Source organism: Streptomyces sp. NPDC005408 (genome assembly GCF_040606445.1).
Lineage (GTDB): Bacteria > Actinomycetota > Actinomycetes > Streptomycetales > Streptomycetaceae > Streptomyces.
Window position 1 is genome coordinate 46,730 of record NZ_JBEXEX010000022.1, and the last position, 13,396, is coordinate 60,125.

Sequence of the window (13,396 nt, forward strand, 5' to 3'; positions counted from 1 at the left end):
CGGCTGTGCGTGCTGCGAGCGCAGAATTTCACGGACCGGACATTCGCGGTAGCTCCCTATTCGGGGGCAATTAGGGGCAGGTCACCGGTAGTCGTCCTCGTCGAGGGCCACGACCCGGGCCTGTTCCACGGCGTCGGCCTCGTTCGCCGAGTCCAGGTCATTGGGGCTGACCTGGTCGTCGTGCTCCGGTCGCACGTCCGTGTGCTGTTCCGCCGCGTCGGCCTCGGGGACCTCCTCGTCGAGTGCGGCGGCCTGGTCGTCTGCTTCGAAAATTTCCGGGTCGGTGGGATCGACAGACATGGGGCACCGCTTTCCATGGAGAGCGCCTTTCCTACGAGCGTAGGAGCTACTGATTCGGGGCGCTACGCGATGTGTGATGCCGAACACACGAACCACCGTGTGATCGTCTCGTAACATTGCCGCATGTCTTCGACCGAGCTGCCGGGAGTCCGCGCCGCGACCGCCGCCGTGGCCCCCAAGGTCGCGGCCGTACGGGTCGCCGACGGTGAGGCGCTGCGCTCCGTCGCGCTGCCCGGACTGACGCTCACCGTCAGATCCCGGCCCGCGGCGCGCGCCGGGCTGCCGCGCGCTCTGTACGTGCACGGTCTCGGCGGTTCCTCGCTCAACTGGTCGGCGCTGATGGCACAGCTCGAGGACGTCGTGGACGGAGAAGCGCTCGATCTGCCCGGCTTCGGGGACTCCCCGCCGCCGGACGACGGCAACTACTCGGTCACGGGACACGCCCGGGCCGTGATCCGATTTCTGGACGCCGCCGGGCACGGGCCCGTGCACTTGATCGGCAACTCGCTGGGCGGCGCGGTCTCCACCCGGGTCGCGGCCGTGAGGCCCGATCTGGTGCGCACGCTCACTCTGGTCTCGCCCGCGCTGCCCGAGATCCGCGTCCAGAGCTCGGCCGTGCCCACCGCACTGCTCGCGCTGCCCGGTGTGGCCTCGCTCTTCACCAGAATCACCAAGGACTGGTCGGCCGAGCAGCGCACCAAGGGTGTGCTGGCGCTCTGTTACGGAGACCCCGCGCGGGTCACCGACGAGGCGCTGCGCAATGCCGTCGAGGAGATGGAGCGGCGCATACAGCTCCCGTACTTCTGGGACGCGATGGCCCGCTCGGCGCGGGGCATCGTCGACGCGTACACACTCGGCGGCCAGCACGGACTGTGGCGGCAGGCGGAGCGGGTGCTCGCGCCGACGCTCCTGGTGTACGGAGGACGCGACCAGCTCGTCGCGTACCGTATGGCGCGCAAAGCGGCGGCGGCCTTCCGGGATTCCCGGCTGCTGACACTCCCGGACGCGGGGCACGTCGCCATGATGGAGTACCCGGAAACGGTCGCCCTGGCCTTCCGGGAGCTGCTCGACGACTGCGGTGGGAGCTGATCCGGGGCGTGGGACGACATAGCCGCAAGGGCCCCGCACCCAAGGGCGCAGATTCGGGCAGCACGTCCGGCATAGGGGCCGATCAGGGCGGCGGGCAGCGCCGGAGCGGGGCCGGGCAGGGTGCCGAGCAGCACGCTCCCTCCGGCTACGGCGCACCGCAGGCCAGGGGAGGACACCCCGAGCAGCACGAGCCGGGCGGCGGCTGGGGCGTGCCGCAGCAGTACCAGAACCGGCCGGGCGGCGGTCCGGGCGGGCAGCGGGCGCAGGCGCCTCTCGCGCCACCGCGGACAGTGGCCAGCGGGGCGCGAATACCGGGCCCGCGACGGGAGTTCCTCGAGGCATTCGACGAGCCGCAGTCCGGCAGGCAGCAGGGCCGGGGGCCGCAGGACGATCCGTACGCATCCGTCGGCTCCTGGGCCGACGAGCCCGGCCGGCCCTTCGACACGTCCGACGACGAGGACGGTGCACCGCAGGAGCGGCCCACCAAGGGCGGCAAGGGGCGCACCTTCACCGGGATCGCAGCCGCCGCGGTCACCACGGTGCTCGCCGTCGTCGTGGCCGGCCAGGTGGCCGCCGACAACCACAGCCACTCCAGCGCACAGTCCGCGGGCGACGAGCGGAGCGGGGCCGAGAGCCCGGCGTCGCGTTCGGACAACCGGCAGATTCCGCCGAAGGGTGAGCCCGCCGCTCCCGCGGCCCCGGCCTCGTACCAGCAACTGATGGCCACGCGGTTCCCTATCGCCCCCAAGCTGAAGGCGAGCGGAAAGTTCGAGGCCGTCCCCGGGTTCGACAAGGCGCCGGGCAAGGGCCGCAAGATCCGCTACCGGGTGGATGTCGAACAGGGCCTCGGGCTCGACGGCGCACTCTTCGCCAAAGCGGTCCAGCAGACCCTGAACGACGACCGCAGTTGGGCGCACGGCGGGGAGATGACCTTCGAGCGCATATCCTCCGGCGATCCCGAATTCGTCATTACGCTAGCCAGTCCCGGGACCACGGCGGACTGGTGCGCGAAATCCGGTCTGGATACGACACAGGACAATGTCAGCTGCGATTCCGCGTCGACCGACCGCGTGATGATTAACGCTTATCGCTGGGCCCAGGGCTCAGCGACCTACGGCGAGAACGCGATGCTGACCTACCGTCAGATGCTCATCAACCACGAGGTCGGACACCGCCTCGGGCATGGGCATGTGAACTGCCGCACCCCTGGAGCGCTCGCGCCCGTGATGCAGCAGCAGACCAAGTCCCTGGACATCGACGGCATCAAGTGCAGGCCCAACCCCTGGGTGCATCCCGGCAGTTGAGTCCAGCATGCGGGACGGGTGTCTCACGCCCGCTGCCCTCGCGTTGACAGCGACCGCGGGGTCGTACATATTTCTCAGCATGTCGCACCGTCACGCCGCCTTCGATCGCGCCGCCATAGAGCTGGCGCTCATCGGCGTGACCGGGCACAGCGTGGCCGACATTCACTGTCGCTGACGCCTGCCCGAGCGCGCACCGGCATTCATTCCCAGCCGAATTTTCGCCGCGCCCGGTCGAATCTCGTCCGCAGGCGCGGCATTTTGCATTCCCGGCATTTCCAGTGCCCTTTCGCGCGCTCTCTCGCCGCTGCCTGCCCCCGGACGTTTCCCTTTTCCGCAGCAAGCAGCAAGCACACCGAGAGGCCTTCTTCCGATGCGTCAACTGTCCCTCAAATCGCGCCGCGTGGCAGCGGCCGCCGTAAGCCTTGTCGTGGCATCGGGCGCCGCCGCCTGCGCGGGGCCCCAGGACAGCGGCGCCAAGGGCGACGCCGCGGGAGGCGGCAAGCCCCGGAAGGGCGGCACGCTCACCGTGCTGAACTCCGAGCCGCAGACCGACTTCGACCCCGCCCGGCTCTACACCTCCGGCGGCGGCAACGTCCCCTCGCTCGTCTTCCGCACCCTCACCACCCGCAACCGTGAGGACGGCGCCGCCGGCACCAAGGTCGTGCCCGACCTCGCCACCGACACCGGGCGCCCCAACAAGGACGCCACCGAGTGGACGTACACCCTCAAGGAGGGGCTGAAGTACGAGGACGGCACGGCGATCAACAGCGCCGACATCAAGTACGGCATCGAGCGCTCCTTCGCCGCCGAACTGTCCGGCGGCGCGCCGTATCTGCGTGACTGGCTGATCGGCGGCGACGCCTACCAGGGCCCGTACAAGGACAAAAAGGGCCTTGCCTCGATCGTCACGCCCGACGCGAGGACGATCGTCTTCAAGCTGAAGAAGCCCGAGGGCGAGTTCCCCTTCGTCGCCACGCAGACCCAGTTCGCGCCGGTCCCGAAGGCCAAGGACAAGGGCACGAAGTACGAGGAGCACCCGGTCTCGTCGGGCCCGTACAAGGTCGTCAAGAACGAGGGCGACGGCGAGCACCTCGTCCTCGAGCGCAATCCGCACTGGTCCGAGAAGACCGACGAGGAGCGCAAGGCCTACCCCGACACGATCGACGTCAAGTCCGGGCTGGACTCGGCCGTCATCAACCAGCGGCTGTCCACCAGCTCCGGCGTGGACGCCGCCGCCGTCACCACCGACACCAACCTCGGCCCGGCCGAACTCGCCCAGATCGGCAGCGACAAGGCGCTCGCAGCCCGCGTCGGCACCGGCCACTTCGGCTACACCAACTACCTCGCCTTCAACCCGAAGGTGAAGCCGTTCGACGACCCGAAGGTGCGCCGGGCGATCTCGTACGCGATCAACCGCACCAGCGTCGTCAACGCGGCCGGCGGCTCCGCGCTCGCCGAGCCCGCCACCACCTTCCTGCCCGAGCAGAAGGCCTTCGGCTTCACCGCCTACGACCACTTCCCGGCTGGCAGTACCGGAGACGCGGCGAAGGCCAAGGCGCTGCTGAAGGAGGCCGGTCAGGAGAAGCTGACGATCACGCTGACGCACTCGACCGACAAGAACCGGCAGACCAGCCCCGAGGTCGCGACCGCGGTACAGGAGGCGCTGGGGAAGGCCGGGATCACGGTCAAGCTGCAGGGCCTGGAGAACAACGCGTTCAACGATAAGCGCTGGAGCGCCAAGGACGCGCCGGGCTTCTTCCTCTCCCGCTGGGGTGCGGACTGGCCGTCCGGCGGCCCCTTCCTCGCGCCGATCTTCGACGGCCGGCAGATCGTCACAGACGGCTCCAACTACAACCACGCGCAGCTGAACGACCCGGCGGTCAACAAGGAGATCGACGAGATCAACAAGCTGACCGACCTGGACGAGGCGGCCAAGCGCTGGGGCGCACTCGACAAGAAGACCGGTGAGCAGGCGCTCGACGTGCCGCTCTTCCACCCTGTCTACAAGCGGCTGTACGGCAAGAACGTCAAGAACATCGTGATCAGCGACTGGACCGGCGTTCTCGACATCTCGCAGGTCGCGGTCAAGTGAGTACGGCGCACGACCTGTTGGCGCCCGCTGCCGGGGCTACGGCCCCGGCAGCGGGCGCCGCACGCCAGGTGTGGCTGAGGCTGCGCAGACGGCCGTCCGCCCTGGTGGCTGCGGCGGTACTGGGCCTCCTCGCGGTGCTGGCGATCGCCGCGCCGCTGCTCGGTTCGCTGGAGGGCCAGGACGCGAACACGTACCACGACGACCTCGTCGACTCGGCGCGCGGCGGGGTGCCGACCGGCTCGTTCGGCGGCGTCAGCGGCGACCACTGGCTCGGCATCGAGCCGGGCACCGGGCGCGATCTGTTCGTACGGCTGCTGTACGGGGCGCGCATCTCGCTGCTCGTCGCCGTCGGGGCCACGGTCGTCCAGGTGGCGATCGGGGTCGCGGTCGGCCTCGCCGCCGGGTTCGGCAGCCGGCTCCTGGACGGCTTCCTCAGCCGCGTCACCGATGTGATGGTGGCCCTGCCGATGCTGGTGCTGGCCATCGCGCTCACCGCCGTGGTGCCCGCGGACTTCCCCCGGCCACTGCTGCTGATCCTGGTCATCGGCCTGCTCAACTGGGGCAGTACGGCACGGATCGTACGGGCGCAGACCCTGAGCCTGAAGCAGCTCGACTTCGTGGCCGCCGCGCGGCTCGGCGGCTCGCGGACCTTCCGCATCGCCCGGCGCGAACTGGCACCGTCGCTGGCCGCGCCCGTCATCACGTTCGCGGCGATTCTGCTGCCGTCCAACATCGTGATCGAGGCCTCGCTGTCCTTCCTCGGCGTCGGGGTCAAGCCGCCGACGCCCTCGTGGGGGCAGATGCTGTCGAGTGCGCAGATCTGGTTCCGCGCCGACCCGATGTATGTGCTGCTGCCCGCGGGGCTGCTGTTCGTGACAGTGCTCGCCTTCACGGTGCTGGGGGACGCGGTGCGCACCGCGCTCGACCCGCGCGAGGCCAGCCGGCTGCGCATCGGAACCAGAAAGGGAGCCAAGCGGTGACCCGCTATCTGCTGAAGCGGCTCGGCGGCGCGGTACTGGTGCTCCTCGCGCTCTCCGTCGTCGTCTACGCGCTGTTCTATCTCGCGCCGGGCGACCCGGCCAGGCTCGCCTGCGGAGACCGCTGCTCCACCCAGCAGGTCGCTCAGGTACGGGAGCAACTGGGCCTGAACGACTCGGTGTTCGCGCAGTACGCGCACTTCCTGCAGGGCGTTTTCGCGGGCCGCGACTACTCCACCGGAACCGCCGTCCTGCACTGCGATGCGCCCTGCCTCGGCTTCTCGTACCAGAGCGACCAGCAGGTCACCGAGCTGATCCTGCAGCGGCTTCCGGCGACCGCGTCCCTCGCGCTCGGCGCGATGGTCCTCTGGCTGGTCATCGGGGTCGGCACCGGGCTGCTGTCCGCGCTGCGCCGCGGCGGCCTCACCGAACGCGCGCTGACCACCCTCACGCTCGCCGGCACCAGCACGCCCGTCTTCATCCTCGGACTGCTGCTGTTGATGATTGTCTGCGCGTATCTGCAGTGGCTGCCGTTCCCGACGTATGTGCCGCTGACCGACGATCCCGAGCAGTGGGCCTGGAACATGCTGCTGCCGTGGATCACCCTCGGGCTCTTCGAGAGCGCCAAGTACGCGCGGCTGACACGCAGTTCGACACTGGAGACGCTGGCCGAGGACCACATCCGCACCTTCCGTGCGTACGGAGTGGGGGAGCGGGCGGTCGTCGGGCGGCATGCGCTGCGCGGCGCCGTACCGCCGGTCATCGCGCTCAGCGCGCTCGACCTCGGTTCGATGATGGGCGGCGCGGTACTGACCGAGTCACTGTTCGGGATCCCCGGCCTCGGCAAGACGCTGATCGACGGGGTCCGGGTGGTCGACCTGCCGGTGGTGGTGGGAGTGGTGCTGGTGATCGGCGCCGCGGTGGTGCTGGCAAACGTGGTCGCCGATCTGCTGTACGCGGTCGCCGACCGGAGGGTGGTCCTGACATGACGGCCTTGGTGGAGGTCACGGACCTCACGGTCGAATTCCCGGTGGGGGACGGTCACCTGCGCGCCGTCGACAGCCTCTCCTTCGAGCTGGCTCCCGGAAAGGCGCTCGGCCTGGTCGGTGAGTCGGGAAGCGGGAAGAGCACCGTCGCCAGTGCGCTGCTCGGGCTGCACGGGGGTACCGGAGCGCGGATCTCGGGCGGCGTACGGGTCGGCGGCACGGATGTGCTCGCCGCGTCCGCGAGGGAGCTGCGCGAACTGCGCGGCTCAGTGGCCGCGATGGTCTTCCAGGACCCGCTGTCCTCCCTCGACCCGTACTACGCGATCGGCGACCAGATCGCCGAGGTGTACCGGGTGCACACGGATGTCTCGCGCAAGGCTGCACGCGCGCGTGCCGTCGAGGTGCTGGACCGGGTCGGCATCCCGGACGCGGCGCGGCGCTCCAAGGCCCGCCCTCATGAGTTCAGCGGCGGTATGCGCCAGCGGGCCCTCATCGCGATGGCGCTCGCGTGCGAGCCCCGCCTGCTGATCGTGGACGAACCGACGACCGCGCTGGACGTCACCGTCCAGGCCCAGATCCTCGATCTGCTGCACGGTCTGCGGGCGGAGACGGGCATGGGGCTGCTGCTGGTCACCCACGACGTGGGGGTCACGGCCGAGAGCGTTGACGACATCCTGGTGATGCGCGAGGGACGCCGGATCGAGCAGGGCCCGGTGCGGGACGTCCTGGGCGCGCCGTCGGAGCCGTACACCCAGGCACTGCTTGCGGCGGTCCCGAGGCTGGACGCCCCCAGGCCTGCCGCCGCGGCGCGCACGGGCGAGCCGCTGCTCGAAGCCGTTGAACTGCGGCGGGAGTTCGGGCGTGGCAAAGAACGGGTGCTCGCTGTCGACGGCGTGTCGCTCACCGTCCGGGCCGGCGAGACCCTCGGGATCGTCGGGGAGAGCGGCAGCGGCAAGACCACCCTCGGGCGCATGCTCGTGCGGCTGCTGGATCCGACGGAGGGCCAACTCCGTTACAGGGGTACGGAGATCGGCTCTCTGTCGGAGAAGGCCCTGCGACCCCAAAGGCGCGAACTCCAGATGGTGTTCCAGGACCCCGTCTCGTCGCTGAACCCGCGCAGGTCCGTCGGCGAGTCCATCGCCGACCCGCTGCGGGCCGCCGGCGAGCGCGACGAGCAGCGGATCAGGGGCCGCGTACGGGAGCTGCTGGAGCGGGTCGGCCTCGATCCCGAGCGGTACGACAACTATCCGCACGAGTTCAGCGGCGGACAGCGGCAGCGGATCGGGATCGCCCGGGCACTTGTCGCCGGGCCGAAGCTGATCGTCTGCGACGAGCCGGTCTCCGCGCTCGACGTGACCACGCAGGCACAGGTGACGCGGCTGCTCAGGGAGCTCCAGGAGGATCTGGGCCTCGCCCTGGTCTTCATCGCCCACGATCTCGCCGTCGTACGGCACGTCAGCGACCGTGTCGCCGTCATGCGCGGCGGCCGCATCGTCGAGCAGGGCGATGTCGAGGAGGTGTACGGCTCCCCGCAGGATCCGTACACCAAACAGCTCCTCGCCGCCGTCCCCGCGCTCGATCCCGTGCTCGCGGCTGCCCGTCGCTCCGCTCGCAGGGAGCTGGCCAAGGGCTCGGCAAGGAGCTGGCCGCAGCCTGACCCTCCGTAACGAATCGGCACCTTAGCGCGACGAAACGCAACCGGCGCGCGAAAGTTACGTGCATTCACCCCTTCTGGTGGCGCGATGGACAACCGTCCGTCGCGCCACAGCCGTACCGGCTTAACGTCGTCCCGCTGCGAGTCGCCGAACCAACGGCGGCCGCCCACAAGGGAGATCGGGGGTGCGCTCGTGCGGATCGGACTGCTTACGGACGGTGGTTATCCGTATGCGAAGGGTGAGTCCAGGTTGTGGTGCGACCGGCTTGTGCGCGGGCTCGCGCAGCACGAGTTCGACATCTACGCGCTCAGCCGCAGCGCACAGCAGGAAGACCACGGCTGGATCCGGCTCCCGGCGCAGGTACAGCGCGTGCGCACCGCCCCGCTGTGGGCGCCCGAGGACGACGGGCACACGTACGGCCGACGCGAACGACGGTGCTTCGTCGGCCACTTCAAGGAGCTCGCCGCCGCCGTCTGCGGACAGGGCGAAGGCTTCGCGGACGGTCTCTACGGCCTCGCCGAACTCGCCCGCGAACGCGGCGGCCTCTACGCCGCGCTCCGCTCCGAACTGGCCGTGCGCGTCGTCGAATCCGCCTGCCGCGCCCCCGGCGCGCGGCGCACGCTGCACGCCGCCACCGTCCCCGACTATCTCGCCTTCGTCGACCATCTGGAGCGCGCCCTGCGCCCGCTCTCCCTCGACTGGTACGGCGACGACGGACTCGGCGCCGTCGATCTCTGCCATGCCGCGTCCGGCGGACCGGCGGCTCTTCCCGGCCTGTTGGCCAAACGCTTCTTCGGGGTCCCGCTGCTGGTCACGGAGTACGGCGTTCAACTGCGCGCGCACTATCTGGCCGCCGGCGAGCGCGATCTGACCGCGCCCGTACGGGCCATGCTCGCCGCCTTCCAGGGACGGCTCGCCGCCGAGGTCTACGCCCAGGCCGCCGTCATCACCCCCGGCAATACGCACGCACGGCGCTGGCAGGAGAAATGCGGCGCCGACCGCGCCAAGCTGCGGACCGTCTACCCGGGCATGGAGGCGGAGCGGTTCGCGGCGGTGGGCGACGGCGACGACAGCGGTGACGAGCACACTCTCGTGTGGGTCGGCAGGATCGAGCCCGCCAAGGACCTCATCGCGCTGCTCCACGCCTTCGCGGAGGTACGCAAGGAGGAGCCGCAGGCGCGGCTGCGGCTGTTCGGGGCGCCGGTGCAGGGGCCCGAGGCCGCAACGTATCTGGCCCACTGCAAGGCGCTGGCCGCGCAGCTCTTCCCCGACGAGGCGGCCGACGCGCACGCCGTCGGCGACAACCCCGTCTCGTTCGAGGAGATCGGCGGACCCGAGGCCCCCGAACTCGCCGACGCCTACGCGTCCGGCGGCGTGGTCGTCCTGTCCAGCGTCGTCGAGGGCTTCCCGATCAGCCTCGTCGAGGCGATGTTCTGCGCCCGCGCGACGGTGTCCACCGACGTCGGCGCGGTCGTCGAAGTCATCGGCGGTACGGGCCTGGTCGTGCCCCCGCGCAATCCGCGTGCGCTCGCGGACGCCTGCCTCGCGCTGCTGGGCGACCCGGAGCGCCGGGAACGCCTGGGCGCCGCCGCGCGCGCCCGCGCACTCGAACTGTTCACGATCGAGCAGAACCTGACGGCATTTCGCGGCATTTACCTGGAGCTGATCTCGCACTCCCCGGTGAAACGCGAAGCAGTGAACGAGGACGGCGAGCCGCTGCCGTTCGCCCACCCCGCCGAGGCGCATGTGCCGGGCCACTGGACGGGCGGCGGCACCGCGTCGACCGGCCGCACCCCGCGCTGGGCGGACAGACCGGACCCAGTGCGCGGACTGGTCACAGCGGCCGCGACCCCGAAGGAGGCGCGCGCATGAGTACGTCGCGGATCAGGGAGAGCACGAAGGGCGCGGCGGACGCCGGGGATCCCCCCAGCCTCGACGGGCCCACGTCACCCCTCGGCGCCGACGGCTGGGACACCCGTTCCGGCGCCCTGCTCGACGAGGTCCGGGAGGACGAGCCCACCAGGACACGCAAGCCCGCCGCCCCCCGCCGCGGCCCCGCCGACCCCGTCAAGGCGCTGATGCACCGCCACCGGGAGCTGTGCGAGCGGGCCGTCGACCCCCTGGAGATTGCCGCGGGTCTCGAAGCCCACGGCGTCACCGACCGGACCGCCGCCCGCTTCCGCCACCGGGACGTCTTCTCGCTCGCCGAGGAGCTGTACGCCCGCGTGCCGCGGGGAGCGGAGTCGGCGGAGGCCGGGGACCGTCCGGCGCGCGACGCCCAGGCGCGCGCCGGACGCCACCCCGGAGCCGCCGGGCGCGCACTGCTCACGCTGCTGCCCGGCGCCGTCTGCGCCCTCGCCGTCGCCGGTAGGGAGGCGACAGAGGGCGGTGCCAGGATCGCCGCGGCGATCGCGGGCGCGATCGTCGTCACTGCCGCTCTCGCGCTCTGTCTGCGGCGCGGTCCCCTGCGCGCCGAGGGGCGCACGGTCCCCGCCGTACGCCTGTGGACGCTCTGGCTGCTGGCGTACGCGGCGTACGGAGAAGGGCTGCTCGACGAGGTCATCGGCGGGGGTCCGGACGGGCCGCTGCCCATGAGCCCCGCCCCGCTCGTCGGGCTCGCCCTCGCCGTCGCCCCCGCCGCCTGGTGCGCCCGGCTCTTCTCCGTACAGGCGCGGCGCAGGCTGGACGGCAGCCGGGGTCTGGAGGAGTTCGCGTCCGGAGCGCGCCCCCTGCTGCTGGGAGCCGTCGCGCTGTACGTCTGCGCCCTTACGGCGCTCCTCGTGCTGGCCGGCCTCGCATTCCCGCACCAGGCCCTCGTCCCTACTGTCGCCCTCGGCACCCTGCTCTTCCTGGCCCGGCTGCTCATCGTCCACGGCTTCCCGGCGTCCGCGGCCGCCGGCCTCGCCGTCGCCTGCGCCGCCGAGGCCGTCGCCCCTGCCCTCCTGCTCGCCGGACGTCTGCCCGGCTGCGACGTTCTGGCGAGCCCCGTCGAGGCGGCCGTCGGCGCCTGGGGCGCCGGCTCCGTACCTGCCATCGCCTGCTCGGCCGCAGCCGTCGGCCTGCTGGCCCATGCCACCGCTGCCCTGTCCCGGGCCTCGGCGCACACCGTCTGACCTCATGCTCCCGCGGAGCCGACATCGAGGGCGCACCCGGCACCCTGCACCCGTGCCGGCATCGACAGCAACACCCCTAAGGAGAAAGCGACATGACCCCCCAACCTCCAACTGAGGCTCGTCGGCACCGAGGGGGCGCGCGATGAGGGTGCTTCTGCTCGGTGCCAATGGATTCCTCGGCCGCTTCGTCGCCGACCGGCTGCTCGCCGACCCGGCCGTGCACCTCACCGCCCTCGGGCGCGGAGACGACGCGGACGTGCGCTTCGACCTCGCCGGCGGCAGCCCGGGTGCGCTCACCCGCTTCCTGGGCGCCGTCCACCCCGGCGTCGTCATCAACTGCGCCGGCGCCACCCGCGGCGGCGCCCGCGATCTGACCCGGCACAACACCGTCGCCGTCGCCACGGTCTGCGAGGCCCTGCGCCGCAGCGGCTGCGGCGCCCGGCTCGTCCAACTCGGCTGCGCGTCCGAGTACGGGCCGTCCCAGCAGGGCTCATCGACAGCGGAGGACGCGATTCCGCGCCCCGGCGGCCCGTACGGCGTCAGCAAGCTCGCCGCCACCGAGCTGGTACTGGGCGCGGGCCTGGACGCCGTCGTGCTGCGGGTCTTCTCGCCCGTCGGCCCCGGCACCCCGGCCGGTTCCCCGCTCGGCCGCCTTGCCGAGGCGATGCGCCGCGCCATGCAGTCCGGCGACGGTGAGCTGAAGCTCAGCGGCCTCGGCGTACAGCGCGACTTCGTCGACGTACGGGACGTGGCGCGGGCAGTCCACGCGGCCTCGCTCTCCGCCGCCCAGGGCGTCGTCAACATCGGTACGGGACGTGCCGTGCGACTGCGGGACGCGGCCGCCGTCCTGGCCCGGGTCGCGGGCTACGCGGGCGCGCTGCACGAGCTCGACGCGTCACCCGGCCGCCCGTCCATCGGCGCCCCCCGCTCCGAATCCGTACTGGAGCAGCTCTCGGCGACCCCGGCGCCCTACCCGGACGGCTGCGGCAGCTGGCAGCAGGCGGATGTCCGTACCGCCCGGGACCGCCTCGGCTGGCGCCCGCGGATCAACCTCGAAGAGTCCCTCGCCGACATCTGGATGGAGGCGGCATGCCGCATCTGATCACCACCGGCACCCAGCTCTCTGCCACCGGCGCGGAGAGGCTCGGCTTCGGCATCCCCGGCTATGCCCACCCGCTGCTCGCCCCCGTCGAATGGGCCGAACTGACCCGCCCGGGAACACCCCTGCACTGGGTCGTCCTCAATGTCGACGGAGGCCCCGGCGACCGCCCCGACCCGCACTGTCTGGAGGCCGCGGGCAAACTGCGCAACGCGGGTGTGAGGGTCCTCGGCCATCTCGACATGGCCCACGGCTCGCGCTCCTTCGGCGATCTCGTCTCCGACGCGCATCACTACCTGGAGTGGTACCGGGTCGACGGCTTTCTGCTGGACCGCTGTCCGACGGACCGCGCCGATCTGCAGGAGGTGCGCCGTACGACGGCGACGCTGGAGGCGGTCCTCGACGGCGGCCATCTCGTTCTCGGGCACGGCTCGCACCCGTACCCGGGTTATGCCGAGGCCGCAGACCAGCTGGTGACCTTCTCCGGGCCGTGGGCCGACTACCGCTGGTCGCAGGTGGCGGAGTGGACGGCCGACTATCCGCCGGAGCGCTTTGTGCACTTCGTCCACGGGGTGCCGCGTACACATCTGGAGGAGGCCACCCGTATCGCCCGCTGGCAGGGTGCCGGGACGATCTTCTTCACCGATCGCACGGACCGCACGGACCACCGGGGACATAACAGTGCATTCGAGGCACTCCCCGGCTACTGGGACGAAATCGTCTCGCAGATCGGACCGGGTGTCTCGGAATGAGGAGGGGCGTGGCAGTGTTACGGGGAGAA

At 71.3% G+C, this 13,396-nt stretch carries 12 protein-coding genes; 11 read left to right on the plus strand and 1 reads right to left on the minus strand.

Features of this window, described 5'->3' with window-relative positions; translation table 11 throughout:
* Positions 1-81 precede the first annotated feature (81 nt).
* Positions 82-300, minus strand: a complete 219-nt coding sequence (locus tag ABZS64_RS21445; protein ID WP_355831778.1) for a hypothetical protein — start codon at positions 298-300, stop codon at positions 82-84.
* 123 nt (positions 301-423) lie between these two features.
* Here ABZS64_RS21445 and ABZS64_RS21450 point away from each other — a divergent pair, with 123 nt between their 5' ends.
* The 11 genes from ABZS64_RS21450 (at position 424) to ABZS64_RS21500 (ending at position 13,367) form a co-directional block, all read left to right on the plus strand.
* Complete coding sequence (locus tag ABZS64_RS21450) at positions 424-1,389, plus strand: alpha/beta hydrolase (RefSeq protein ID WP_355831780.1); 966 nt, start codon at positions 424-426, stop codon at positions 1,387-1,389.
* Between the two features lie 8 nt (positions 1,390-1,397).
* Entirely contained in the window at positions 1,398-2,693 is a 1,296-nt protein-coding gene (locus ABZS64_RS21455) for a DUF3152 domain-containing protein (RefSeq protein WP_355831783.1), read from the plus strand.
* A gap of 79 nt (positions 2,694-2,772) precedes the next feature.
* Entirely contained in the window at positions 2,773-2,868 is a 96-nt protein-coding gene (locus ABZS64_RS21460) for an Ms4533A family Cys-rich leader peptide (protein ID WP_355831786.1), read from the plus strand.
* Positions 2,869-3,063: 195 nt separating this feature from the next.
* The gene (locus ABZS64_RS21465) at positions 3,064-4,785 is read left to right on the plus strand and encodes an ABC transporter substrate-binding protein (protein ID WP_355831789.1); all 1,722 of its coding nucleotides are present in this window, start codon (positions 3,064-3,066) and stop codon (positions 4,783-4,785) included.
* Positions 4,786-4,799: 14 nt separating this feature from the next.
* Positions 4,800-5,765, plus strand: a complete 966-nt coding sequence (locus ABZS64_RS21470; protein ID WP_355831944.1) for an ABC transporter permease — start codon at positions 4,800-4,802, stop codon at positions 5,763-5,765.
* The gene (locus tag ABZS64_RS21475) at positions 5,762-6,751 is read left to right on the plus strand and encodes an ABC transporter permease (RefSeq protein ID WP_355831792.1); all 990 of its coding nucleotides are present in this window, start codon (positions 5,762-5,764) and stop codon (positions 6,749-6,751) included. Before ABZS64_RS21470 ends, ABZS64_RS21475 begins: the two co-directional genes overlap by 4 nt.
* Positions 6,748-8,415 (plus strand): ABC transporter ATP-binding protein, encoded by a 1,668-nt coding sequence (locus tag ABZS64_RS21480; RefSeq protein ID WP_355831795.1) that lies wholly within the window; start codon positions 6,748-6,750, stop codon positions 8,413-8,415. The genes ABZS64_RS21475 and ABZS64_RS21480 overlap by 4 nt, the downstream gene beginning before the upstream one ends.
* Positions 8,416-8,595: 180 nt before the next feature.
* Entirely contained in the window at positions 8,596-10,275 is a 1,680-nt protein-coding gene (locus ABZS64_RS21485) for a DUF3492 domain-containing protein (RefSeq protein ID WP_355831798.1), read from the plus strand.
* Positions 10,272-11,516, plus strand: a complete 1,245-nt coding sequence (locus ABZS64_RS21490; protein ID WP_355831801.1) for a hypothetical protein — start codon at positions 10,272-10,274, stop codon at positions 11,514-11,516. Before ABZS64_RS21485 ends, ABZS64_RS21490 begins: the two co-directional genes overlap by 4 nt.
* A 142-nt stretch (positions 11,517-11,658) precedes the next feature.
* The gene (locus tag ABZS64_RS21495) at positions 11,659-12,618 is read left to right on the plus strand and encodes an NAD-dependent epimerase/dehydratase family protein (protein WP_355831804.1); all 960 of its coding nucleotides are present in this window, start codon (positions 11,659-11,661) and stop codon (positions 12,616-12,618) included.
* Positions 12,606-13,367 (plus strand): spherulation-specific family 4 protein, encoded by a 762-nt coding sequence (locus ABZS64_RS21500; RefSeq protein ID WP_355831807.1) that lies wholly within the window; start codon positions 12,606-12,608, stop codon positions 13,365-13,367. The genes ABZS64_RS21495 and ABZS64_RS21500 overlap by 13 nt, the downstream gene beginning before the upstream one ends.
* The last annotated feature ends 29 nt before the right edge of the window (positions 13,368-13,396 follow it).

What these genes read in the sequence shown, in the direction of transcription:
- ABZS64_RS21445 (WP_355831778.1), bottom strand. Translation starts at nt 300, where the DNA reads ATGTCTGTCGATCCCACCGACCCGGAAATTTTCGAAGCAGACGACCAG.
- ABZS64_RS21450 (WP_355831780.1), top strand. Translation starts at nt 424, where the DNA reads ATGTCTTCGACCGAGCTGCCGGGAGTCCGCGCCGCGACCGCCGCCGTG.
- ABZS64_RS21460 (WP_355831786.1), top strand. Translation starts at nt 2,773, where the DNA reads ATGTCGCACCGTCACGCCGCCTTCGATCGCGCCGCCATAGAGCTGGCG.
- ABZS64_RS21465 (WP_355831789.1), top strand. Translation starts at nt 3,064, where the DNA reads ATGCGTCAACTGTCCCTCAAATCGCGCCGCGTGGCAGCGGCCGCCGTA.
- ABZS64_RS21480 (WP_355831795.1), top strand. Translation starts at nt 6,748, where the DNA reads ATGACGGCCTTGGTGGAGGTCACGGACCTCACGGTCGAATTCCCGGTG.
- ABZS64_RS21490 (WP_355831801.1), top strand. Translation starts at nt 10,272, where the DNA reads ATGAGTACGTCGCGGATCAGGGAGAGCACGAAGGGCGCGGCGGACGCC.
- ABZS64_RS21495 (WP_355831804.1), top strand. Translation starts at nt 11,659, where the DNA reads ATGAGGGTGCTTCTGCTCGGTGCCAATGGATTCCTCGGCCGCTTCGTC.
- ABZS64_RS21500 (WP_355831807.1), top strand. Translation starts at nt 12,606, where the DNA reads ATGCCGCATCTGATCACCACCGGCACCCAGCTCTCTGCCACCGGCGCG.